This window comes from Saccharopolyspora sp. NPDC000359, assembly GCF_040300525.1.
In the GTDB taxonomy this organism is placed as follows: Bacteria; Actinomycetota; Actinomycetes; order Mycobacteriales; family Pseudonocardiaceae; genus Saccharopolyspora.
This window is the reverse complement of sequence record NZ_JBEPDU010000002.1, coordinates 177,251-201,130: the sequence shown is the minus strand read 5'-3', so window position 1 is coordinate 201,130 and position 23,880 is coordinate 177,251. Positions and strand designations below refer to the sequence as shown.

At 63.3% G+C, this 23,880-nt stretch carries 18 protein-coding genes; 9 read left to right on the top strand and 9 right to left on the bottom strand.

Annotated features, from left to right (window positions below; translation table 11 throughout):
- Window positions 1-600: 600 nt before the first annotated feature.
- From ABT324_RS02740 to ABT324_RS02715, 6 genes are all read right to left on the bottom strand, one after another.
- Window positions 601-2,157 (bottom strand): ATP-dependent nuclease, encoded by a 1,557-nt coding sequence (locus ABT324_RS02740; RefSeq protein WP_351170499.1) that lies wholly within the window; start codon window positions 2,155-2,157, stop codon window positions 601-603.
- Window positions 2,158-2,649: 492 nt separating this feature from the next.
- Window positions 2,650-3,468, bottom strand: coding sequence for a hypothetical protein (locus ABT324_RS02735; RefSeq protein WP_351170496.1), 819 nt, complete (start codon window positions 3,466-3,468; stop codon window positions 2,650-2,652).
- 1,503 nt (window positions 3,469-4,971) lie between these two features.
- Window positions 4,972-6,366 carry a Shedu anti-phage system protein SduA domain-containing protein gene (locus ABT324_RS02730; protein WP_351170493.1) on the bottom strand — a complete coding sequence of 465 codons (1,395 nt, stop codon included), beginning with the start codon at window positions 6,364-6,366 and terminating at the stop codon, window positions 4,972-4,974.
- Complete coding sequence (locus ABT324_RS02725; protein ID WP_502949677.1) at window positions 6,321-7,625, bottom strand: recombinase family protein; 1,305 nt, start codon at window positions 7,623-7,625, stop codon at window positions 6,321-6,323. Before ABT324_RS02725 ends, ABT324_RS02730 begins: the two co-directional genes overlap by 46 nt.
- Window positions 7,626-8,104: 479 nt before the next feature.
- Complete coding sequence (locus ABT324_RS02720; protein WP_351170490.1) at window positions 8,105-9,808, bottom strand: tetratricopeptide repeat protein; 1,704 nt, start codon at window positions 9,806-9,808, stop codon at window positions 8,105-8,107.
- Entirely contained in the window at window positions 9,802-10,887 is a 1,086-nt protein-coding gene (locus ABT324_RS02715) for an NB-ARC domain-containing protein (RefSeq protein ID WP_351170487.1), read from the bottom strand. The genes ABT324_RS02720 and ABT324_RS02715 overlap by 7 nt, the downstream gene beginning before the upstream one ends.
- A 256-nt stretch (window positions 10,888-11,143) precedes the next feature.
- Here ABT324_RS02715 and ABT324_RS02710 point away from each other — a divergent pair, with 256 nt between their 5' ends.
- From ABT324_RS02710 to ABT324_RS02675, 8 genes are all read left to right on the top strand, one after another.
- Window positions 11,144-11,719 carry a hypothetical protein gene (locus ABT324_RS02710; protein WP_351170484.1) on the top strand — a complete coding sequence of 192 codons (576 nt, stop codon included), beginning with the start codon at window positions 11,144-11,146 and terminating at the stop codon, window positions 11,717-11,719.
- Between the two features lie 1,089 nt (window positions 11,720-12,808).
- The gene (locus ABT324_RS02705) at window positions 12,809-13,405 is read left to right on the top strand and encodes a VanZ family protein (RefSeq protein ID WP_351170481.1); all 597 of its coding nucleotides are present in this window, start codon (window positions 12,809-12,811) and stop codon (window positions 13,403-13,405) included.
- 450 nt (window positions 13,406-13,855) lie between these two features.
- A complete protein-coding gene (locus ABT324_RS02700) occupies window positions 13,856-14,347 on the top strand; it encodes an AMP-binding protein (RefSeq protein WP_351170478.1) in 492 nt (163 codons plus the stop codon).
- Window positions 14,344-14,643: a hypothetical protein gene (locus tag ABT324_RS02695; RefSeq protein ID WP_351170475.1), complete on the top strand. Its 300-nt coding sequence runs from the start codon at window positions 14,344-14,346 to the stop codon at window positions 14,641-14,643. The genes ABT324_RS02700 and ABT324_RS02695 overlap by 4 nt, the downstream gene beginning before the upstream one ends.
- 66 nt (window positions 14,644-14,709) lie before the next feature.
- A complete protein-coding gene (locus ABT324_RS02690; protein ID WP_351170472.1) occupies window positions 14,710-15,501 on the top strand; it encodes a nitroreductase family protein in 792 nt (263 codons plus the stop codon).
- A 71-nt stretch (window positions 15,502-15,572) separates the two neighbouring features.
- On the top strand, window positions 15,573-15,911 hold the full coding sequence (locus tag ABT324_RS02685; protein WP_351170469.1) for a hypothetical protein: 339 nt from the start codon (window positions 15,573-15,575) through the stop codon (window positions 15,909-15,911).
- Window positions 15,899-16,879 (top strand): 2-phospho-L-lactate transferase, encoded by a 981-nt coding sequence (cofD, locus tag ABT324_RS02680; protein WP_351170465.1) that lies wholly within the window; start codon window positions 15,899-15,901, stop codon window positions 16,877-16,879. The genes ABT324_RS02685 and cofD overlap by 13 nt, the downstream gene beginning before the upstream one ends.
- Window positions 16,880-16,925: 46 nt before the next feature.
- On the top strand, window positions 16,926-17,630 hold the full coding sequence (locus ABT324_RS02675; protein WP_351170463.1) for a hypothetical protein: 705 nt from the start codon (window positions 16,926-16,928) through the stop codon (window positions 17,628-17,630).
- Between the two features lie 119 nt (window positions 17,631-17,749).
- Here the strand turns inward: ABT324_RS02675 and ABT324_RS02670 are convergent, their stop codons facing one another.
- The 3 genes from ABT324_RS02670 to ABT324_RS02660 form a co-directional block, all read right to left on the bottom strand.
- Window positions 17,750-18,451 (bottom strand): response regulator transcription factor, encoded by a 702-nt coding sequence (locus ABT324_RS02670; protein WP_351170460.1) that lies wholly within the window; start codon window positions 18,449-18,451, stop codon window positions 17,750-17,752.
- An 88-nt stretch (window positions 18,452-18,539) separates the two neighbouring features.
- Window positions 18,540-18,896: a response regulator gene (locus ABT324_RS02665; RefSeq protein WP_351170457.1), complete on the bottom strand. Its 357-nt coding sequence runs from the start codon at window positions 18,894-18,896 to the stop codon at window positions 18,540-18,542.
- The gene (locus ABT324_RS02660; RefSeq protein WP_351170454.1) at window positions 18,896-21,199 is read right to left on the bottom strand and encodes an ATP-binding protein; all 2,304 of its coding nucleotides are present in this window, start codon (window positions 21,197-21,199) and stop codon (window positions 18,896-18,898) included. The genes ABT324_RS02665 and ABT324_RS02660 overlap by 1 nt, the downstream gene beginning before the upstream one ends.
- 259 nt (window positions 21,200-21,458) lie before the next feature.
- Here ABT324_RS02660 and ABT324_RS02655 point away from each other — a divergent pair, with 259 nt between their 5' ends.
- Window positions 21,459-23,822, top strand: coding sequence for a hypothetical protein (locus ABT324_RS02655; RefSeq protein WP_351170451.1), 2,364 nt, complete (start codon window positions 21,459-21,461; stop codon window positions 23,820-23,822).
- Window positions 23,823-23,880: the final 58 nt, after the last annotated feature.

Below are 23,880 nucleotides of genomic sequence, written 5' to 3'. Positions count from 1 at the left end.
GGCCGCCTTGTCGCAGCCCCTGCAGCTCCCGAGACCGGTTGACTGAACAGAGAAGGTGGATCTAGACACGGTCCGCATGGAACGCTGATCAGTTTTCTGAGCGGACACGGGTGGATCATCCTATGCGGCGCTGGCGAGAATGAACGCCTGATCGGGTACCTGGACTCGGATGGCCGCAAGACGAAGAAATGGCAAGCGCTGGGGCCGATGCTGACTCGGATCTACGGCTGCTCCGTGCCGAACGAGACAAGAATCCCTACTACGCCTTCTGGACCCGCATGTGCCCACGCGCTGATCAATTTCCTGTGCCGTACCGGCTACCGGTGTACCAAACCGCGCCGTCGACGGGACAGGTGTCTGTGTCCATCGCGGTGTGTCATCTACGCGGCCTTGCCAGAGGCCGGGACAGCCCAGGACACGTAGCAGCTTGCCGTCCCGATCCGATATACCGGCTATTTCAGCAGGTCATTGGGCATTCCCGCCTGTCCCCCCGAGGCGTCCTGGACAGGGCCTCGGCGGGACAGACCGGACAGCATTGAACGGCAGCCGACTGGGACAGAACGGGCTCACCACCCGTCCAGGAATATCTACGCTCTACAATTATACATTAATCGAAGGGATAAGGTGTTTACACGGGGACCAAATAGCTTCTACCTCGCCAGGGAATGCATACGCCCACGTCGTCACGAAAGCCCGCTGCACCAAAGACTCCGATAGGAAATCGAGATCTTCTCCGATCTGACCATAGATCAGATGGCGATCACGATTGGTCTTCGCGCGCGTTTCGATAGATTCACGAACACGCGCCTGCATCGGGGTGTCGAGCTGCATCGCAATCGTCAATTTTCCGATCAGATTCCCGATTTTGTCCAAATTTTCTAGGATCTGCTCGAAAACGATCGCTTCGGGGTCAGAGCCACCGGGGGAGAAAACAATATCATTTGCAATTTGGAGTTCACCGTCCTCGTTATACCACTCTAGGGTCGACGGCTCGTAGCCGTCTTCCGTTCGTTTATCGCCATCCAAGAGGCAAACAGCAGGAAAAGGTCTCGTGGGGTTAGCATTATGAAATCTTGTGTGATCGCGAGCTGGTGCCGCTCCGCCAAGTGCGTGAATCTTAATGCTCGATCTGTCCAAATTTCGTCGTTGAGTGTATGCACGCAGGGTGACGTCAGCGAACATCTCATCAAACGCATCTTCGGTAAAGATGGCAAGTCGCGCATCGATTTGACCTGTTAGCGTCCGAAGAGCGGCAACATCCAACTTTCCTTGTGTAAGGCGTCCACGATAGGCGGACCATACCGCATCGTTCGGAAGAGGCGACAGCGCATCGTTCGAATGAGTCGTAAAAATTACCTGGCACGACCTACGCCTGGCAACATCGATCAGGTACTCGACGAGGCGTCTAGTTGCCACTGGGTGTAGCCCATTCTCAATTTCTTCAATCAAAATAAGGGAGTCGTTAGGCGCCTCCTCAATGCGACTAACTATCCGTATGATGCTTGCCTCGCCTGCGCCGAAGTGGAATTCTGAATAGTTCCCCCCGGGAAGTGCGCTGCCTCGGACTGCGAAGATGGAAGAACGTCCATCACGATCGGCGTCCACTCGTAGGTAGTTGGCGGCATCCTTGCCGAGAATGTGTTCGACGGCCTTAACTACAGGTTCGTCAAACTGCTCCTCGTGCGCACCCTGAAAATCTCCACCAATGAACCGGGATAGATCTTTCCGCTCCGTAGCAGGCAAGGTCCTGCTGATGCCCACAATAACCACGGGACGGGCCACGGCGTCCCGATTCCACTTTGCTTTCAGATAGCTAGCAGTTCGGCTTACAGAAGTAGGAGTCGACGGGCGGTTTCGACCGACAAGCTCATATTCGATCCGCCACCCCTTCATGCTGTCGTCGTAAGCTCCACTTTTGGCAAAGAACCGGCGGGGTTGTACTTCCTGATAAATGAGCCCAGCCGCGCCGAGGATCGTCGTCTTACCTGAGCCATTAGGGCCGACGAGCGCAGTCACCGGGAAATCGAAACGGATTTCTGCATTGCTGAAGCCGCGAACCTTGACAAGTCGCATACCGCTCAGATAGTTAGCGTAGCCGCGCTTGCGGACTCGATCGCTAAGCGCTGATATATGGCTCTGTCGAACTTCGCTCTGCACTTGATCCCACTCCAAAGTCCGGCGCATGGCGCATTTACTCAGTAGCTATGGCAGTCGCATAATACTCCAGCCGGACCATGCGGGGATCTTGGTGGGGCTGCTGTGAGGCGGGCGCCCACGGCGGCCGACCGTGCAATGTGGACCAGCGAAAGTGCGAATTGTCCACTGAGGCCAAAGCATAGCCTCCTGACCTGCGGTAGGTGTGGATTTCTGGCCGAGGGACGCCCGCCCCTTACGCCTCCCTCGTCGAACGCTTAGCCCTGGAATGCAAGCCTCCCCATCGTCGAGGAGTACGAGAGCACGCCCCCAACGATGAGAAAGATACCCTTTTCAACAAGAATTCATGCATTCAGCGAGACGGCAAGGAAAGCCACGGCAACAGATGTTTCAGTTCAAGCTTGGAAGCGCAAGCCGTGTAGTTTGCGGCTTCGGTGTCAGCAAGCCACTTCTTGGCTGTCTCCAGCGTGGCTGGAGTGACGCTAGGCATTACCGCTAATATTCCCTGAAAATCTTCAGATCATTTCGCGGTTCCAGAAATACTGGAGCCGATCTATTGTCATCCGTGTGTATAACAAATCCGCCAAAATGTAGTTGATCGTGCGCTTTCGCCTTCGTCCCGTATCGCATTCCTACATCCCAGCCTTGGAGCTCGACGAGTACTCCGTGCAGGTCAAGGGGGCGGACTGACTCCAACGACACTAAACTGCTGCTGGGGAACTTGTTCTTCAGGCGTTCATTGTAGTTAGGCTGGAACATTCTGATCAAACCTGCTTCCGCCAGTGCTACAGCGTGCCTATCTTTGAATTCCCCTTGGTGGAAAGTGTTAATTACGAGCGAGTTATGTGCGTTGTCCTCCTTGTCGGATGCCCGCGATGGGCCAGGGTTTATATCTATGCCCAACTTCAGGTCAGTGATGGCGGCAAGCGTGAGCCAGACCTGCTTATCTGGCGTGGTTTCTGCAAGGATCTTCTGAACTGTTTCGTGATGCTTTAGGCGGTCCCACGCGGTCCTCTCCTTAGACCGCCCAAATGCCTGTCCTACGTATTCAATATCGTGATCGCTTGCCTCGCGTGGCCATTCCGAAGCTATGCTTTGAAGGTGGGCGACCACTCCTGCCGATACTACCTGGCCATCTTTGTCTTCGATCGAGAATTCCTCATATGGCCACTCTGAACACCAACTCATAGGCCCCTCCCCTAGGGAATGGGAAGCCCTGAAAGGGTATTCTTTGAAAGTGCCTCCATGCTGGAGTCGAAGAACTCCGCTAAGTTCTTCGTCGGTGATCCTGACAGTGTCGGGTTCGATTGACATCCTTGGGCGTGTGCTAACCAAATAAATATGACACGGTGGTTCCGAGCTTGGAATACCAAACCTCTGAAGATCTTGCTGACGCCCAACCAGCCGAGCAGATACAGTTACCAAAACAATCCACTCGGTGGTGTACTTGCGACTTACTTCTTCTGTAGACACTGTTAGATTATCCCGAGTGTGCGGTACGAGCGTCCAGACGCTGTTTGGTGCCTAGAAGGGCGGATGTAGCGAGCACAAACAGCGTGAACTTCCAGCTGGGCCGACGCCTCGCGCCACTCGTCACCCTCCGCTCCAATGTCGGTCACATTTAGTGACCGAAGATTACCGGAGTGTCGATCTCCCTCGCAGGCGGCCCCCGGAGCCACCCGCCTACTGAATCACCAGGCCCTACAGAAAGATATCTGGACCCGCCTTCGGTGCCCGCGCCCGGCCATCGGGAAGCCAGGCGCGCTCCCGCTTAACTGAACTTCGGCAGGACTAGGCGGGTGGATAGTGTGCAAGTCCCCCCTCGGACACAAAATCGATTCACCCGGCACGCCGGGAGAACTTTCGTTTGAGCGGCGGACCTGCGGGTTCATTCACGAAATTGCAGGTCAACGGCGTCGTAGAGCCTCGCGAGCCGGTCCGGTTCGGTGCTTGCCAGCGATGCGCCCACGTTGCCGAGCGAATCAACGTGGAGATCTCGGCATCTGAGAACTCGTTAGGCGCTGGCTTGGTCTTCAGTTCAGCACGACCTGGCGCACGTTCGGCTTGAGCCTCGTTGATCACCTCTGTCAACGCCGCCGGATCGGCGCCCGTGAGGCTCTCCTTCTTGGCTGTCCCCAGCGTGACTGATGTGGCGCTCTGAGAGCGCTAGCTCCACCAGCAGCCACGGTCTGTTCGATGTCTTGGGGTCGAACAGACCGCCGTGCCCACCCGTTGATCTTGTGCTGGATCAGATCCTCGCGGAGGTAGACGGCGGCCGGGCGCTCGGCCAGTGATGGAGAGCCGGGCGCGAAGGGGCAGGCCGAGGGCACGTACCAGAGCCGGCGGGCTGAATCCGCTCGGTTCCGGCCCGCGGTCCGTCAGAATTGGAGATCACCCGTGGATGCACCTACCCAAGAAGCGAAGTGGTTGGTTCCAGTTCAAGCCTGACGTCGTGGTCGATTCGCTGCGCGTCGCCCACGGCGCCGCGCCTAACAGCGACGATGCCTAGATCCAGTCATGGTGCCGACTGAAGTTCCACCCATCGGACATCGAAGAAGCCGCCGACCCCACCAGCCCACCGGATTCCGGCAAAGCTCTGGCCAGCGAGGGCCATTCCGGCTGCTTCAACTACGGCGCGACGGACATTTCCTTCGGCTGCTGGCCCGGTAGTCCTCTGTGCGCCGTTGATGGCGCCTTTCCAAGCAACGCTATATATGCGCTTGCCTGAAACGCCGGCCTCACAGGTTTGTTTGACGGCGACTGCCAGAGGTCACATCCTCCTTCAGCGTGATGCACGCCAGAAAAGACTTTTTGTTTTCAATCGTACTCCTCTTCTTCGAACCGTAGAGTGCGTTCCGCGCTGTCTAGCAGGTCAGCGTAAGTCAAAACCTGAACCCGGCTGAGATGTGCATTGTACGAACGGATTGTCTGATCGACCTGTTCTCGTGTGACTCCTTTAATATCCACATGGTCGGGATGCCCGATGAGCACCGTACCCTTAGTGCGTCGATAGTCGTAGTCGAATCCAAGTTCATTATGGTGATTGGTTTGGAGGCTGGCGCCCAACTCATCGAATGTACGTATGTAGTTCATGCATTGACTCACCGCCTCGTGGACGTCATTTGAGACGATTAGGTGATTCCTATGGCGCTTAACGAGTGGGCTTCCAGGTCTTTTCAGTTCGACAATATGTATGCTTCGATCGGAACATACAAGAGGGATATCGTGCTGGTCTAGCGGCATTCCGTCTCGCCTTGGAAGAATGCCAGTGTACTGGCCGCCGAACATCCAGTACTCGCGACCGATAGAATTCTGCACCTGAGTCTCGGTTGAATCCCTGTTCAAGGCTATCTTGCGCAGCCCCGCGAGGGAATTTCGCCTTCGCTGGATCACATTGAGTTCCACTGCCGCCAATCCTGCTGGCGTCGCAGTCAGTCCCGAAATAACTTCAACCAGGTCATCGCGGGAGGCGAGCATCATGCCGTACTCTGCAGCTCCGAAGCTGTGGTCGTTCTTGCTATTTCTCACTTCGGCAACCCGGCTAGCTATCGTCTCGACGAAGTCATTGAAACCCATATTTGAGTCGGGCTCCCCGACGGTCACATTCGGAGCCCTTTTCGTGGTTAGGAAACAGATTGCATCGTACATTCCGTCCTGGAGAAGACGTCCGAAGAAGCGTTGAAATCGGTCTATGTGGCTAGTTGTGTTGCTAGAATCTGAATCAAAGGCGCCAGAATGAAACCGGGTCGGGGTAGTTGACTTATCGTTTTCTTCCATCAAGAAAACAGCGCCCACGCAAGGCTTGAGGGAGCTAAGCACTGGGTGGCCAGCATAAGCTCGCCCAGCGTCAGCACCTCTAGCTAGGATCTCGTCCATGCGGTTCCTGGAATTATTTCCAATAGAGGTGCCAACATTGGAGTAAAACTCGATTACTCCCGCTGGAATATCATCGACGAAGACAATAATATCCCATGTGTGCATCGTTTCCTGATAGGAGCCTGGAAGTCTCAGTCTTGCCTGGGTTCGGATCGACTCTCTTTCTAGCCCACGCTGCTCCAGCTCTTCAATTACGGTACTGATAAGAGGATCAAGGCGATTGCCTACCGCTTCGCCGCGCAGGCGATTTGCTAGTCCGGGAGGCGAGGTTCTGTTAAAGGCGTCGTTGGTTACCTGCCAGAAGTCCTGGATAGCCTTTTCTGCTGGATGCGGCATACGATTCTTCCCTTCCGCTCGCGCCGGTCTGGCCGCCCATAGTTGATCTCATACTCCCTCACGGCCCTGACGTCAGGCAGCTCAACCCTCCGCTGGGCTCGACATCCGGCGACAGCGGCCGGACAGCGCTGCTGATCGGTGCGTGTCCGCGTGCGCTTCTGGTCACGTCGTCTGCCTGTTGGGCCAGGGGATTGGGTCAGAAACGACGCAAAAGCGCTCTGCCTCAATCCTTTTCGGGAAGCAGGAGCCGTGTAGTTAGCGTGCAAGTCCGTCCTCGGACACGTCGAAATCCCCACACTGCTTGGTTCCGGGTTGACCTGGACTTTTGCAGTGTGGGTTTTGTCGTCGTAGGTGATCTTGACGCCTAGAGCGCGGTAGACGGACGCCTTGAGGTCGGGATCCGCCCGGTGCAGGGAAGCGACGGCTCCACGGCAGGCGACGAGCGTCTGCTTGATCGAACTTGGTGTGATCTTCGTAGGCCGTGGGCTCTTGCTGCCGCGCAGGATGGCCTCGGCCTTCAGCTTCTGTGCTTCGACGTCGGCGATCCAGCTGGCGATGATTCCGGCATCGTTTCCTTGATCGAGAGCGTGCCGGTATTGCTCGAGTTTACGTTTGCAGTCCGTGACAGTCCTTCGGGCAGATCGAACCACCTCGGTGTCGCCACCGGTGTCCTGCTCCGCGGCTGTCACCAGGCGGGAAATGGTGTCGTCGATCCGTTCGTCGGTGAACAACCCGGCCAGCCAGTCATCGAGTTCGGGCAGGATGTCGATCTCGCGGATGTAGACGTTGCGGGGATGGTCCAGCTTGTTGGCCAGCGCGTACTCCTGCATGTATCGGCAGCGGTAGTAGGCGCGTTCGTGGTTGTACTGGCCCTGCATGCGACGTTGGCATGAGGCGTGGTAGATCACTCCCTTCAACACGTAAGGGTTCTTGGATCGGTGGGGCTTGCGCATCTTGACCTTGGTCTCGGGGGAGACCCGGCGGGTTGCGGCCTCGTCGAACTCTTCCTTGCTGATCAGCGGCGCGTGAACGAGATCATCTGACCAGATCCATTCGTTGGGATCGTTCCAGCGCATCCGGGTCTCATGGCCGAGCGCAACATCGTCGACGTCGATGAGCGCCTCGTGCTTGTGCTGCTTGTTCCAGACCTGGAACCCGGTGTACCTCGGGTTGCCGAGGATCGTCCGTATCGCTCCCTTCGACCACGCGATGCCGGAGCGATGAGTGTTGCGAGCCGGGTCCTGAGCGCTGGGGCACAGGATGCCATCACCGGTCAGCCGCGTCTTAAGCGCGTCACGTCAACGACTCCTCACCCCAGAGATCAACACGAGGAAATGACCGTTGATCAACCTAACGCGGACGAGCGGTGCCTTTGTGGTTGATCGTACTGTTTGTGGTTCTTCGCACTATGTGTAACAAGTGATCAATATGTTACAAGTTGACCACTTTCATGCTCGCGTGTACTGCTGCGAAGCGCGCCCGCTGCCGACAACGTGTTTGGGGCTGCTGACGACGAGGCGCTCGCGGCCGCCCTCGGCGACGACCTCCTCCTCGGTGAGTGGGCCAGCAGGGAGCAGGCTGAAGACGATGCGTGATGCCGGCCGAACCATTCCGTGACGCGCGCCGAAGTGCTCTCCACGCACGTGGAGGTGATCCGCTCGGCCGGGTCGTCGACGACTTGCACCACCGTGCTCTCCACGCACGTGGAGTGGCCCGCTCCGCAGCTGCCAGGCCGCCTTCACTGTGTCGTGTTCTCCACGTACGTGGATGTGGTCCGAGCACCTGCAGGCCGGGCGGACGGTCGTGAATTGAGGTCGCGCCAGTACTCGAGGTCTTGCTGGGTGGCGAGTGTGTCGGGGTGGCGGGCGCCACGAATCTCTTGTTGGGTGGCTAGTACCGTCTCCAACTCGCTGACTGCACCGGTCACATCGCCAGTCTGGCCGCGGAAGAACGCGAGGCTGTGCCGCGTCGTCAACGTGACTGGGCTCGCCGGCCCCAGGACCGCGATCCTCTCCGTCAGCAGCTCTTCCAGATCAGTGATCGTTACGTCCGCGTCACCCGTGAGTCCGCGTAGGAAGATGAGGCTGTGGCGGGTGGCCAATGTATCGGGATCCCTGGGACCGAGTGTCTGTAGTTGTGAGGTGAGCACCTCCTCCAACTGCATGGTTCCTTCTGTCACGTCTCCGGACTCCGCGCGCGTGAACGCAAGGTGGTGCCGCACAGCCAGCGTGGACCGGTGATCCCTCCCGTGCACCTGTAGCTGAGCCTCGAGCGCGGTCTCCAGTTCCGTTATCGCCCCGCTGAGATCTCCGGCTCGACTGCGGCAGCTCGCCAGGTGACGCCGAGTCAGCAACGTCGCAGGATTTTCACCGCCGCATGCCTGTCGCTGGGTTGTCAGGAGCTTCTCCAGTTGGGTGATCGCTCCGGCAACATCACCAATCCAGTCCCGCCAACGTGCGAGGTTGCGTCGAAGCGTCAACGCCGCGGTGTTGTCCGGTGCTAGTAGCTTCAGTCGCGCGACCGCAATCTCATCCAGCTCACCGATCGCTTGCGCCAGTTGTTTTCCCCTGTCCCGCCATTCTTCGAGGTCGTCCTGGGTCTTCAGTGTCGCGGTGTGGTCAGGGCCGAGTGCGTGACGCTGGGCTGCCAGCAGTTCCTCTAACTCCGCGATCGCTGCGGGTATGTCACCATCCTCTGCTCGCCAATCTGCAAGATTGCGACGGGTGATCAAGGTCGTGGAGTCCTTGGGCCCGAGCTCCTGTAGGTGCACGGCCAGCAACTCCTCCATGTCTGCAATCGCCCCAGAAACATGACCATCCGCGCGGCGACAGTGTGCGAGTTCGTGCCGGATGATCAACGTGAGTTGGTCCTGGCGGCCAAACCGTGCCAACACGAAGGCCAGCACATCCTCCAACTCCGCTACAGCGGCTGACGCTTCGCCTGCCCGGCGGCGCCAGCCCGCAAGGGCATACCGAATGATCAACGTATCCGTGTGCTGATCGCCCAAGGTGCGGATGGACTCGTCAAGGAGTTTCTCAAAGTAAACAACCGCGGAGCGAGGACTTTCCGATCTGCCCTTGCTTCGGCCGAGGCAGTACAGGAGGGTGTGCGCTCCTTCCGGCCCTTGCAAAAGTTCGCGTCTGGTGTGGCGCTCAAGGTTGTTGGCGTTATCTGCTAGTTCGCGGCCGGGGATTGGGATGTCCTCTGGCCAGCGGCGCATGAGCGCCTCCGCTGCGCACCATGCCAGTGCGTGAAGAGGCTGATGCTGGGGAATGTCATCGCGGGTCGTGCGTTGCACGAGGGCATGCACACGAAGTCGCCTGTACCAACTCGCGGTGTCGCGAGTTGCCAGGCTGAGACGGTGCAAGTTCGAGAGCGCGCCTTCAACTTGTTCGGCGTCGATTACCTCGTACGAGGTGATCGCGCTCAGGTGGTCTAGCACTGGTGGCGCCGTGAAGACCTCGGGTTGGCTGCGTGGATCGAAAGGGACCAGGTCGCTGCCAGCGTTGTCTTGTGTTCGTCTGGAAGCCCCTCGTCGTCGGGGAACACGTCGGCTAGCCGTCGCCTTTTATCAGCTAGCCGACGACGGTACTCTGAACAGGTGATGCCGCGGGTGGCGATGTACGCGGCCGCCTGCGCCAGGGCCAGTGGCAGGTAGCCGAGATCGTCAGCGAGTTTCGCTGCGTCCTCAGCCTGGTAGCGTTCACCGAGCTTGGTCCGGAAGTAGTTGAGAGATTCTTGGCGGCCGAACAAGCCGACCTCGATGACATGCCGTCCGTCGAAGGCAGGTTCGCTACGTCGGCGGGTCGTGACGATCGTATGGCCAGCATCTGGCGGCCAGAGGCCGTTGAGATCACGAGGGCTTTGCAGGTCATCCAGGATGATGAGCCACCGCCTGGACGTGGTTTCCATCCATGTCAGAAACTGCTGACACCGGTTGGCGGTGGTGTCACCGTCGAAGTCATCCTCCTTGGGCAGGCTGAGCTTGTCGGCGACTCGGGCGTAGCCGTTGACAATCGCGTCCCGTGAGTCGGCTGTGATCCACACCAGCAGGTCAAGTAGCTGGCCATCGCGGTCCTGCCGCCATTGCCGTACGAATCGTTGAGCGAGCTGGGCAGCAAGCTGTGTCTTCCCTACCCCACCCAAACCGGTCAGAACATGATGCCGCCGGCGTCTTTGTTCCTCTTCGGGCACGGACTGCTTGTCGCCTTGCGACCACTCACGCTCCAGCTCGTTCCCAAGCTCCTCACTCAAAGCACGCTGCTGGAAGGAGCTCGCCAGTTGCGGGACGACACCAACAAGAACCGGCCAATCCACCTGTTTCCGAACCGCCTGGCGGTCAGTTGTCCCCCGATCATCACCCGGTTTACTACTGACGAAATCCCATACTGTGCCCGCTCGTCCGTCCTGCGCTCCAGAGTGGAAGTGCACGTTACCGTGAATCTCGCCAGCCTGGACCGCAAGACCGAAGACTCTCCCACTTATCGAGTTGAACGACGTCCGCCGCTCCTCCTGCCCCACCAGACCCCCTACCAGCGCTGAACGACATGGCCCCATCCACATCGTCAACCAGCGATCACCCTGAACTGCTGTTTCAGGCAGTATGCCGGTTACCGCCACTGCTGTGAACGGAAGCTCAGGTCTTAGCGAGGAGTCAACTCAGGACGTCAGTCTGGATGACGGCCTCTCGCTTGAACAGGAAAGGTGAACCAACCACCCTGCCCGGTCCGAGAAGGCCGCACCAGGCGTATTCAGAGGCCCCGCTACTGTGGTGGGTGTGGGTGACGAATCCGGTACGCACATGGTCCCTGTGCTGGCGGTTGAGCGGCTGCTTGAGTACATGGAGTTGTTGTCGGATATGGGGCGACGGCAGGGCCCCGGCGAGCTCAAGTCGTTCCGGTTCCGGACGTTCGCTGAGCTTCTCCTGGTGCATGGGCGGCTCTGGTGGGAACAGGTCGATCTCGACCGGGCCGGTATCACACGTGGCGTCGAGCGCCGGTGCTGGCAGAACTCCACCGAACTTGCTGATCAAGACCCGGCCCTGGTCTACGTTGAGGGATTCGCTTCGTGTTCTGTGCTACCGGTGGGAACCGAACACGCATGGTGTGTCTCGCGTCACGGCGACATGTCTGGAGCCATCGATGTCACCTGGCGGCCAGACCAGCACGTGGCCTACCTGGGGCTGCCGTTGTCCGATGAAATTCGGGCAAAGGCGCAGGAGACGACGAACCGGTGGCAGGTGCTCACGGGCCATAACTCGTTCGGCGTTGCTTTGCTCCGGGACGGCCCCGACCCAGACACGTTAGTAGACGTGGGTGTGCCCGTTGCTGCTGTCCGGCCGCCGCGCTCATAGCCGAACCAGTTGTCGAGCCACTGATCAGCTATGTACCGCCATCCCCTCACAAGAATCCCAAACGAACAACTGTATCCATAAAACGCCAGGTCACGAAGTGCGTGGGGGTGGTCCGAGCTGTTCAAGCTCGACGCCGAGCTCGGTGCTGTGCTCTCCACGCGCGTGGGGGTGGTCCGTCCGGTCGCCGGGGGCCGTGCGGGTCGGCTGGGCGCTCTCCGCGCGTGTGGAGGTGCTCCGGGGCTGAGCAGAGCCTGGAGGAACCCTGGCCAGTGCTCGCCACGCATGTGGAAGTGATCCGAACAACATTCGTCTTCCCGTCTCGCGCCTGGCGCACTCTCCACGCACGTGGAGGTGGTCCGGACGCTCAGGAGACCCGCGGCCAGGGTTGCCGTGCTCTCCACGCGCGTGGAGGTGGTCCGTCGTGTCCCCAGGCCGGGCAGAGGTCGATCAGGTGTTCTCCATGCATGTGGAGGTGATGGCCGGCGCTTGCGGCGCCCTAAGTTCGCTCCTTTTGTGGTCTGTGTGCGGCTGTGATCGGTTGTTCCTTTTGGGCTTTATGCCTGTTCGGGGCAGGATTCAGCGCCTGACCGTGGGAGCGTGAATGGGAGGATATTGGGAGGGGTGTAGTGGTCAGAAGCGAGTTTTACTGCGCTGAACGGGACTCAGCTGCACCGGTTTGTCCTGGGGTTTTTCGGTTTTCGCTGGTTAGTGTCATTTGTGGGCTGGGCTGGGGGTCAAGGGGTCGTGGGTTCGAATCCCGCCATCCCGACGGAGCGAAGAGCTCGTTGATCAGCACGTAAGTGCAGGTCAACGGGCTTTCTTGCGTTGCGGTGTGGATATTCGGTGATCGCTTCGGAGGGGCTTTTCTCGAATTTCGGTGATTTTTGGGAGGTTTTTGGGAGGCTGGCTTTTGACCGGCCGAAATGGGGTCGGGTTGATCGTGATCAGATTGGCGCCCAACTGAATGAACTGATCTGTGTCGTGAATCACTATCTATCTAGGTTGCGGTGCTACGCCCTGCGGTCTTCGCGATGACCTTGAAAGTGTGACCGCGTAGCTCGTTGGCGGCTCCGCGCTGATGGGCCACGGGTGGTGTTGAACGTCGCGCTTTTCGTCCCGTTGGCCATGTTCGTTCGGCACATGTTCGGGCGTGGTGCGGCGGTCACCGCGGGCATCGGCCTGGCGGTGTCGCTGCTGATCGAGGTCACGCAGCTGACCGGGGTCTGGTTCCTGTACCCGTGTGCCTACCGCCTGTTCGATGTCGACGACCTGATGGCCAACGGTCTGGGAGCGTTGGCCGGAGCGCTGGCGGGCCCTGTTCTGCGCGCAGTGCCCGGCCAGCGGACCGGGAGCACCACGCCCGCTCACCCGTCCAGGCGACTGCTCGAGGCCGTTTGCGACCTGCTGATCTTCAAGCTCTCCAGCGTTCTGGTCAGCACGAGCGGCACCGTGCTGGTGCTGGCAGTGCACGGGGAGTTGTTCCGCAGCGGCGGGCGCAACATCGAGCAGCAGGCCGGGTACCAGGGGCGCAGCTCGTCGGTGTCTGGTTGCCGTGGTTCGTGCTCGCGATCGCACTTCCGCTGGGAGGCAGTGCGAACAGCCTCGGGCAGCGCATCGTCAAGCTGTGAGCGGTCGCCGAAGACGGGAGCGCGCCGGGCACCCGGGCGCGGTTCATGCGCAGCCTGATGGGCACCGGCGGCTACCTGCTGCTGGTGCAGGTGGGCGACTTCCCCGCGGCGGCCCCCGGTGCTGTCGGTGTTTCTCCCTGCTGGCTTTCGCCTTCGCGGTGGTGTCGTTCTCGGGTTGTTCACCACGATGGGGTTCCGTGGTATTTCCTGCCGCTTCGCGCGGTTGCGGATGACGGATGCGGGATCACCGCTCGGTTCGAAGCCGGCCGAACTGGTGCGGTGAGCGCCGACGCCGTGCGAGGTAAGAGCTTCCGCGTGTGTCCCGAACGGAAAGGAGAGCTTGTGTTGTAGGCGGAGCTTCTGAATCGGTGCTGGCTCAGCAGTGGCCGACCCAGCTCTGCCAGCCGAAGTCCCGAACGAGAACGCGTTCTGGCGGCCGCTCCGTTCGACGATGAAATGTTGATAATTACTTGAGCTTGGTCTGATCTAGCCGGGCAACGCTGTTGCCGTGCTCACAAGAACGCTCACCGCCGGTGATGGGCCGACGCTGCACGGCCTGTTGGCCTGGCACGCGACCTACGCGCCTCGTCGCGTTCCTCGATTCGAGCAGGAGCCCGGGGACGTGCGAACCACCAGCTACGGCGAGTTCTACCTGCGGGCCCGGCAGGTCGCCGGTCTGCTCCGCGACGCCGGGGTCCGCCCGGGGGACCGGGTGAACGTGCACCTGGCCAACCAGCCGGAGTTCTACGAGTGCCGGTTCGGCACGGCGCTGGCAGGTGCGGTCCTGGTTCCGACGAATCCGCTGATTAGCGCGGAAGAACTGGTTTTCATGCTGCGGTACGCGCAGTGCCGAGCGGTCATCACCGAGCAGGCCCTGCACCGGGTGGTGGCGGAGTCGGTGGCGGAAACGTCGAACCTCGTTCTCGTGCTCGTCTCGCACGCCGCCCCTGCGAGGCCGGTGAGCTGCTGGTCGGCGGCGAGCCGGGCCGGACGCACATGACCGGTTACCTCGACGACCCGGACTCGGCCTCGAAAGCGCTGCGGGCCGGGTGGCTGCACACCGGGGACACCGTGCGCGCCAACCAGGACGGCTACCTGCACGTCGTGGACCGCGCCGAGGACGTCATCGTTCCCGACTCGATGCGGGACGAATCGGTCAAGGCATTCGTGATCCTGTGCGCCGGCGCCGATGCCACCGCCGAAGACCTGCGGCAGTGGTGCGCGCAGCGCTTCGCGAAGTCCAAAGTCCCGAGTTCGTGCAGTTCGTCGACCAACTGCCGCGCACCTCGGTGGTGAAAATCCAGAAGCACCTGCTGCACAACGGGTTTTCCGGAAGTTCGTCGGAAAGGTGAAGGGAGAAGCATGGAGTTCAAGAAGGTGGTCGGCACCCGGCGATCGATCCGCTACTACCAGCCGTGGCGGCCGGTGGAAGCGGCGAAGGTCCAGAAGGTGCTGGAAGCGGCCCGCCTGCAGTCCAACCACGGCAACGCCCAGCTGATCCGCAAGGCCGTCGTTGTGGTGCGGGAGGAGACGCCCGAGGAGGTCTGGGACGGGCTCTGCGAGGCGCTGTACAACCAGCCGGCCGCGGCGCAGGCCCCGGTGCACATCTACTGGACCATCGACATGAGCGGCTGGGAGAGCATGCGTCCCGAACTGCTCAAGTTGATCGAAGTCGGCGCCCTGACCTCCAGCTACGGCTGGAGCGAGCGGTTCGTCGACGAAGTCCCGATGAAGACTCCGGACTTCAACGTGCTCGCCGGTGACATGCGTTTCGCCGAGTGGCTGAGCGCGATCGAGATGGGCCTGGCCATCGGGGCCACCCTGCTCGCAGCTGTCGACGAAGGACTGGGCACGGGCTTGTTGACCGGCAAGCGCGACCGCATCCGCGAGCTGCTGGGCATGCCGGAGCACGCCACCCCGGCCCAGATCCAGCTGCTGGGCTACCCGGCGGAGGATCCTTCGGCGGGCGGTCAGCGGCCGCGGCCGGACTTCGAGCAGCTGTACTTCCGCGGCAAGTGGGGCGAGAGCTTGGAGCGCGACCCGGCGGTCGTGCAGGAGCTGGTCGAGGCGGGTGCGATCCAGGCGTCTGCTCCGCAGCCGTGGCGCAAGGCGGAGATCCGTGCTCTGGCAGGGCTTTTCGGCCTGCCGGAGTGACGTGCCGGCGGCGATGTCGCGCCGTCGACATCGCCGCCACCCACCGCTGCCGGTCCACTTCGGGAGAGCCAATGTCACAGGATCTGTTCACCGACTTCGAAACCGTTCGCCGCTACGCCGACCAGCTCGACTCCGACCTGACCGAGGACGAGCGCGCGGACCGCCTCGACACCCTGCGCGCGTTCGCGGAGTTCGTCGAGCGCACCCCGGACGAGATGGTCGCCGAGATCTTCGACACCCAGACGCGGAAGTACCGCAAGCGCGGCTTCTACGCGACGAAGATCAAGGAGTTCTCCGAGCAGCTCGACGTGCCCAGGGGGCAGCAGGTCGCCAAGGGCAATGTCATCCGGGCGTTCTTCATCGCCAACGGGCGGCGCGTGCCGCCGGAGATGCCGGAGTGGTTGATTTGATCACGTTGCTCGGGGGCGGGATCGGCGCCGCCCGGCTGTGGTGCGGCATCGCCGAGATCGCCGAGGAACCGCTGACCTTCGTCGTCAACACCGCCGATGACCTGTGGCTGCACGGGCTGCGCATCTGCCCGGACCTCGACACCGTCCTGTACGCGTTGTCCGGGCGCCAGGACAACGAACGCGGATGGGGGGTGGCGGGCGAGACCTTCCGGTGCATGTCGGAGCTCAGCGGGCTGGGGGAGCAGACCTGGTTCCAGCTGGGAGATCGGGATCTGGCCACCCACTTGCTGCGCACCGGGATGCTGCAGGCCGGTCGCACGCTGTCGGAGGCCACCAGCCGGTTGGCCGCTGGCATGGGCGTCCACCACCGGGTGCTGCCGATGACGGACGCCGAGGTCACCACGTTCGTCCGGGTGGCCACTGGCGAAACCCTGCACTACCAGGAGTTCCTGGTGCGCCGCGGAGCGCGGGACGTGGTCGAGGCCGCGGACTACCGGGGGGTCGCCGACGCCGTCCCGGCTCCCGGCGTGCTGGAAGCCATCGAGCGGTCCAGGCTGGTGGTGCTGGGGCCGAGCAACCCGGTCGCCAGCCTCGGCCCGGTGCTCGCCTTGCCGGGCGTGCGCGATGCGCTGCGAACGACCGCGGCCCAGGTCGTCGCGGTGACCCCGGTGGTGTCCGGTGTCCCGATCACGGATCCGGGTGAGGCGGGCCGAGCCCGCAGCCGAGCAGCGTTGCTGGCCCAGCGCGGTCTGCGCCACTGCGCGGCCGGTGTCGCGGCGATGTACCGGGACATCTGCGACCTCTTCGTGGTCGACGAGGCGGACGCCGAGGAAGCCGTGGAAATCGCCGCGATGGGCATTCGGACCGCCACGGTGCCGACCCTGGTGAGCACGCCGCAGGACGGCGTGTCGCTCGCCCGGCAGGTGCTGGAGGTCCAGGCGGGGCGAGGGACGTTGGCGGCGACGTAGCGGACAGCCGCTCACCCGATCCAGGTTCTCGACGAAGGAGTGTTGAATGAGCACAACTGCGCGCGACCTGCTGCGGCTGCCGCTGGCGGAGTTGCAAGCGATGGCGCGGGAACGGAGGGATCACACCCGCGGAACCACGGTGACCTACTCGCCGAACGTCTTCATCCCCCTGACGAACCTGTGCCGGGACCGCTGCGATGCTCTGCCCGGACAAGATCTCCACCGACCAGTGGCTGGATTGCCACGAGACGGCGCACGAGGTGGGCCTGCGGTCCAACGTCACCATGATGTTCGGCGCGATCGAGCAGCCCTCTCGTGGGCCCGGCACTTCATCGCGACCCGGGGCCTCCAGCGCCGGACCGGCGGGTTCACCGAGTTCGTCGGGCTCCCATTCGTCCACATGGCGGCACCCATGTACCTGCGCCGCCAGGCCAGGCGCGGACCGACCTGGCGAGAAGTGGTGCTGGTGCGCGCCGTGGCCCGGATCGTCTACAGCGGACTCACCGACAACGTGCAGGGCTCTTGGGTGAAGCTGGGCGCTCCGGCGCTCCGCCAACTCCTGCGGTCCGGGGTCAACGACCTCGGTGGCACGTTGATGGACGAGAACATCAGCCGCGCGGTGGGAGCCGCGCATGGGCAGATGATGACCGAGTCCGAGTTCGCGGCGCTTCTTGCGCCGCTGGGCCGAAGCTTGGCGCGACGCACGACGCTCTACCAGAGCATTCCGGCCGACGTCGCGGTAGGCGCGTGACCGAGCTCGCGCGGTGGTACCGTGGCTGTTTCGCGCGAAACTGCCAGAAACGCCACCGAATCGCGCGAGCTCTGGGTTCCGGACCGGCGTCGCCCCTCGGCCGGTCCGGAACCCGCCCCTCACGGTTCAAAGCGGTACCCGACGCCGCGAACGGTCCGGAGCCGCCGGGGCCTGGCCGGGTCGTCCTCGATCTTGTGCCGCAACCGGTGGATGTGCTCGGTGACGGTGGACTCGGCCTGCCAGTTCGGGGCGGCGTGCCACACCGCCTGCAGCAGTTGCCGCCGGGAGAAGACCTGCCGGGGCGCGGATGCGAGGTGGGCCAGCAGGTCGAACTCCTTGGCCGTGAGCTCCACGACGGTACCGCGCACGATCACCTCGCGGGTTCCTCCGTCGATGACGAGGCCGTCGAACTCCAGTCGCGATCGACCGCGGTGATCGCGGCTGCTCCGGCGGAGGACGGTCCGGACCCGGGCGACCAGTTCGCGCGAGGAGAACGGCTTGGTCATGTAGTCGTCCGCGCCGAGCTCCAGGCCCAGCACTCGGTCGGTCTCGCCGCGCCGCGCGGTGAGCAGGATGATCGGGATCTCCTGTTCACCGCGGAGCCGCCGCAACAGGTCCAGACCGTCGATGTCGGGCAGGCCGATGTCGAGCACCACCAGGTCCGTCCTGTTCGACCGCAGGTGCTCGAGGGCCGACCTGCCGTCCCCGGACTCGCTCACGTCGAACCCGCTCTCGCGAAGGGCTTGGACGGTCACCCGCCGGATGCGTTCGTCATCTTCGACGACCAGCACGGTGTAACCGGGCCCGCTTACGGGGAACATGGGCAGTGCGGCTCCTTCTAATCGGTCGGCGTGCCTCGCACACCAGTCGGTCTTCCAGCGGGGGCGAGCGCGCGTGGCGGCGCTCTTATCAGTCCCGCGGCAGTGCGAGGTTGAGTTCGCGCGCCAAGTCCCGCAGTCTGAACGGTTTGCGCAGCAGTCCGGTGAAACCGGCTTCGCGGACTCGCTCTTCGAGTTCCGGATTCGCGTACCCCGTGCTGGCGAGCATCGGGATTCGCTTGTGCCGCAACATTTCAGCCAGCGCGAATCCGTCCATTTCGGGCAGTCCGATGTCGATGAGAACGACGTCCGGCCGGTGCGCGTCGACGGCCCGCAGGGTGCTCGGCGGCGTGCCCACGGCGAAGGCTTCACAACGCAGCGCGGCGAGCTGGCGGACCAGCAGCTCGCGCATCCGAGGATCGTCCTCGATCACGAGTACGCGCTTCATCAGGTGGTGCTCGCTTCCCCCGCCACCGGCAGCGCCCGGTCGAAGATCTCCAGCAGTTCGGAAAGCTCCACGGGTTTGCGGAGGAAGTGCGGGGCCCCGAGGTCGTCGGCGAGCACCGCAGCAGGGGCGTCGGTGAGGCACACCACTGGTTTGTCCGCGGTCAACGGGTGCCGGCGAACCAGGTGCAGCACGCTCCGGGACCGCTCGGAGTCGTCGAGGTCGATCACCACCAGATCGGGGCGTTCGAAGCCGATCAGCTCCTCGACCTCGCCGTAGCACTGGTAGACGCACCGCAATCGGATGCGCGGGCGAACCCGCTGGGCTTCCACGACGGCGTCGATGCTGTGCATGTCGGCGTGCAGGTACAGCACCACGGAGTGCTCACTGCTGCGCTGCGCCGGAATCCGCGGCGCGTGTCCCGCGCCGGCGACCACCACGTTCGCCTCGTCGTGCCGCGGCAGTTCAACCCAGAACCGGGATCCGACGCCCAGTTCGCTCTCGACGTCCATGCGGCCGCGCATCGCGGTGACGAGCTTCTTCGCGACGGGCAGGCCGAGCCCGTGGCCGGGCGGGTCGCCGGGCTGCACGCCGGCGCGCTGGAACGGCGTGAAGATGCGGGGGAGGTCGGCCGGTGCGATGCCGCGCCCATCGTCCTCGACGGTGAGCCGGACGAACTCGCCGACTGGCTCGGTGCGCACCGTCACCAGGCCGCCCGGCCGGTTGTACTTGATCGCGTTGGTCAGCAGGTTCACCAGCACCTGGCGCGAGCGCTGGCGATCGCCGGTGACCAGGCACTCGCCGCTCGCAGGCACGACGCGCAGCGTGACGGCACTGCTCTCGGCGACGGAGCGTGTGAGCGCCAAGCCGTCCTCGACGACCTCCAGCAGGTCGACCGCCTCGGACAGGATCGGCAGCCGCCCCGCATCCGCGTGGGTCATGCACAGCGTGTCGTCGATCAACTGCTCCAGGTATTCTGCCGCATCCATGATGTGCTGCGCGCAGTCGGCGGCATCGTCGGCGGGCAGCTCGCCTTGCGTGAGCAGTTCGGCGAAACCGAGCACCGCGGTGATCGGGGTGCGCATCTCGTGACTCAGCTGCGAGACGAACTCGCTCTTGACGAGGTTGGCGCGTTCGGCGGCTTCCCGAGCCCGCGTCTCCCGTTCGATGCGCAACCGGTCGGTGATGTCGCGGAGCTGGAGGCACACGAACTGGGTGCGGCCTTCTGAGTCCTTCACCGGGGAGATCACCACGGTCGCGGACCGGAGCGCGCCGTCGGCGTGCTGGTACCCATGCACCTTCAAGTAGCTGCTCGACGTCCCGGCGACCAGATTCCGCACGGCGGCGCGAACGTCCGCGGCGTCGCACCCGCTGATCAAGTCCGACACGTAGGTGCTGTGGAGCTCGTCCACGTCGTACCCGGTGTCGGTGCACAACGCGGAGTTGACGTGGATCAGCCGTCCTTCCCGGTCGGCCAGCGCCATGCCGATGGCTGCGTGGGTGAAGGCGCTGCGGAACCGCTCCTCGCTTTCGTGCAGTGCGCTGAACAAGCGGTGGTGCTCGATCGCGACAGCGGCCAGATGGGTGAAACGCTCGACGGCCCCCCGCTCGTCGACGCTCGGGTGGTGCGGTGTGCTGTGGTACACCGCGAAGGTGCCGAGGACGTCCGAAGTCCGCGGGCTGATGACCGGTGACGACCAGCACGCCCGCAGGCCGTGGCGCACCCCCACGTCCCGGAATGCGTTCCACCGCTCGTCCACGAGGATGTCGCTCACGATGACCGGTTTTCCGGTGTATGCGGCGGTTCCGCACGATCCGGCCACCGGGCCGATGGCCATGCCGTCGATCTCGGAGGTGTAGCTGTCGGGCAGCGTCGGTGCCGCGCCGTGGTACAGGCGGCAGCTGTCCGAATCCAGCAGGAGTATCGAGCAGTGCGTGCCGGGCAGGTGCTGCTCCATCCCGCTGGCCAGTCTGGTCAGCGTCGCGGACAGTGGTGCTTTCCTGGCGATCAGTTCGAGGACCGCCGATTGGCAGGTCAGCAGGTTGGCGGTATCCACGAAAGTCGTGTTGCGGAGCGTGACCGAACTCCGCAGTTCTTCCGCGCGAGAAAGTGCATCCACGATCGTTCGCAGGTCCTGCCGCGCGGCGGCGGGAAGATCGTCTGATTCGGACAGCAGTTCCGCCACGCCGAGCGCCACGCCGAGTTCGTTGCCCATGTCGTGGAGCAACTTGCGATGCTCGCCGCCGTCATCCGCGGGGATGTCGGAGTAACGCGGATGCCGCTGCAAGGACTTCCTCGTCTCCATTTTCCTGCTCCCTGGCCATTCACACAACGTGACAAGAATGTACTGGCACCCACGACGAGGTCAACATCTTCGATGATCTCGTTCGTCGGGCCCGACAGGCGAGAAGCCCGACATGGTCGGGGTGCCAAGTTCGTCGGCCGACGCGCGACCGTCCTTTTCGGATGGATGTGCGTTGGTGAGGATTACCCCTGGGCGCATCCAGCCTTCCGCACGCGGCAGACGATCCCGAGGGGGCGGCGGTCAACACTCGGAGTTGCGAGTGATGCCCCGCCTGCGGGGCTACCTCGTCATGGCCGGAAAGCAGGCCACACCGCAGTCGGTTGTCGCGAGGGATGTGACGATGCGCGCCTGGAACCCCTATCGGCGATTGAAACCTCGAAGGGGACAACTGCCGGATACAGGACTCGTCGTGGGACGGAACAATTCGATCCTGCACATTCGATGCTCCGAAGAGTCCGAGGAGGAAGCGCACGGGGGATTCCGCGCGCTGTTGAAGCACTCGGGTGTGGTGGTCGTGGCGGCCACCGAGGCGGCGCTGGCAAAACCGACGATCTCCCTGGCAGTGCGCCATGCCTGCGTCCAAGCGGTCGAGGTTGCCCGGGACGGCGGACGTGCAGTTCTGGGCGTGTGCCTGACCCTGCCTGGGGCAGCGGCCCCGTCCCCGGCCGACGGGCAGATCTTCGCCCAGCAACTGGCCGACGGGCTCGGGGTCGAGGTGATCGCCACCAACACGACCGTCGCGGTCGCCCCCCCGAATGCGTTGTTCTCCGGAACAGATCGGCCCGGACACGGCTGGTATCGGTTTCAGCGGGGCCGGCCCGCGGAGTGGATCGGACACCGCTACCCGGCACCGGGGTGGGAACAGCTGCTGCCGCGCACCGACCTCGCCGGAGGTGAGCTGAGCCTGGTACCCATCCCGGCCGGCCTGGCAGTGCGCAGGTCCGATGAATTGATGCCGGAAGCGCTCCGTGTTCCCGTGCATCCCGGTCGACCACGGCTGGTCCTCGGTCATCCCGCGGATGGCGAGCTCAGCTCGCTGGCGGTCGCCGAGTTCCTGCGCAAGGCTTCGCCGCAGTTCCGCGAGTGCGTGCAGCTGGTGCCGACCGATCTGCAGACCTCCTCGGCGCGGTGGAACCAGCGGCTGGCCGAGCAGCTCGGCCATGCGGTGGTCGTGAGCACCGGCATGGTCAGCGACGACGGCGCCGGGGGCACGATCACCGCGGTGCGCGACGTGAGCGGTGAACCGACCTGGGAACCGCCCGCGATCGCCTTGCGGTACTCGCCGGACGGGCCGACCGAGGTGGTGGAGGTGGCACCTCCACCGCAGGGCTGGTTGGTCTTCGACGCGTTGCAGTACCGCCAGGCGCCACCGCCGGGTGCGGGTGTGGCGGTCCCCGGCGGCTGGGTGGCGCGCGTGGTGCCGAGCGGCCTGGCGCTGCTGCCCATCGGGCAGGAGTCCGGGGACGTGGATGCGATGCCGTTCGAGCCGAACCGAATGACGCTGACGGTGGTCTGCACCCAGCAATGCGAGGTGTCGCCGATGCCGACGCTCCGCTCGCTGCTCGACTCCTTGCCGCTGAGCAGCCGGGAACGCCTGCGACTGGTCGCTGTCCAATCGGTACCGCCGGATCTGGTCGCGGAAATCCGCGATCTGGCTCGCTTGTACGGCGCCGAGTTCGAGAACGGCGCGTCCGCGAGCACCCCGACGAGACCGCCGGTCGAGGCACCCGATGAACAGGAAACCCGTGTGGTGAAGCCGGTTTCGCCTTGCTTGGAGGCGGTGGAACCGGTCGCGGAGAAGACGCGAATCCTCCCGGTTCCGAGTGGCCCGGGTGCCGTTCTCGTTCCGGTGCCGAGGACGCCTGCCGTCCTGGGCGGAGTTATCGACTGCTCGGCCGCGGAGCGAAGCGAATTCGCGCACTGGTCCGGCAATCGGCTCGAAGCGGCCGAGTTCGCCGACGAGGTGGAGAGCGCCGACGCCCGCATCGATTACGCCGCGGTTCGGCTCTACCTGGGCAGCGGCGAGTGGTCGGGCGCTGCGCTCAACAGTGCACTGCGAGGTTCGGGCGAGGACGTCCCGCACCACTACGTCGCTTGCCTCGCCGCGGGGCTGCGGCGGTTGCCGAGCCATTGCGGGGTGGTCTTCCTGCGCGTCACTGACCGCGCCGGTCTCGCCGCCGCCTATTCGGTGGGCGATGTGCTCACGGAGCCAGGATTCTTGAGCGCGCTGGCAGCCCGGCCGCGCGAATCGGGGGAAGAGAGGTGTGCCGAGGTGGTGATCTGGTCGCGAACCGCGCGCCGAACGGCTGCGGTGAACCCGCCGGACCCGGCCGACGAGGTCGTGTTCCCGGCCGGGAGCAGGTTCAAGGTCTTGGGCATCGACCGGACGATCGGTGGGAGCGGCGGCCTTGCGGTCTTCCTGGCCGAGTTGCCGCCGAACCCCAGCGAGGCGTCGAGCGAATCCGATTCGGACCGGGTGCTGCTCGACGAGCTTCGCGGGGCACTTCGGCGCGGACGCTGCGGAGACCCCGTGGAGCCGACCGAGGCGCAGGCTGAGCGATGTGATGTCCCGGTCGGCCTGGTGATGAGGTGCGGAGAGGAGGTGAACCACGTACACCGTTGAAGCGGTTTCAGGGAACTGGTCGTACATGGGTTGGGGGTCCCGGAGTCCAGGCGGGGTC

What these genes read in the sequence shown, in the direction of transcription:
- ABT324_RS02730 (WP_351170493.1), bottom strand. Translation starts at nt 6,366, where the DNA reads ATGCCGCATCCAGCAGAAAAGGCTATCCAGGACTTCTGGCAGGTAACC.
- ABT324_RS02665 (WP_351170457.1), bottom strand. Translation starts at nt 18,896, where the DNA reads ATGAAGCGCGTACTCGTGATCGAGGACGATCCTCGGATGCGCGAGCTG.
- ABT324_RS02685 (WP_351170469.1), top strand. Translation starts at nt 15,573, where the DNA reads ATGTCACAGGATCTGTTCACCGACTTCGAAACCGTTCGCCGCTACGCC.
- ABT324_RS02735 (WP_351170496.1), bottom strand. Translation starts at nt 3,468, where the DNA reads ATGTCAATCGAACCCGACACTGTCAGGATCACCGACGAAGAACTTAGC.
- ABT324_RS02675 (WP_351170463.1), top strand. Translation starts at nt 16,926, where the DNA reads ATGAGCACAACTGCGCGCGACCTGCTGCGGCTGCCGCTGGCGGAGTTG.
- ABT324_RS02690 (WP_351170472.1), top strand. Translation starts at nt 14,710, where the DNA reads ATGGAGTTCAAGAAGGTGGTCGGCACCCGGCGATCGATCCGCTACTAC.
- ABT324_RS02660 (WP_351170454.1), bottom strand. Translation starts at nt 21,199, where the DNA reads ATGGAGACGAGGAAGTCCTTGCAGCGGCATCCGCGTTACTCCGACATC.
- ABT324_RS02670 (WP_351170460.1), bottom strand. Translation starts at nt 18,451, where the DNA reads ATGTTCCCCGTAAGCGGGCCCGGTTACACCGTGCTGGTCGTCGAAGAT.
- ABT324_RS02695 (WP_351170475.1), top strand. Translation starts at nt 14,344, where the DNA reads ATGACCGGTTACCTCGACGACCCGGACTCGGCCTCGAAAGCGCTGCGG.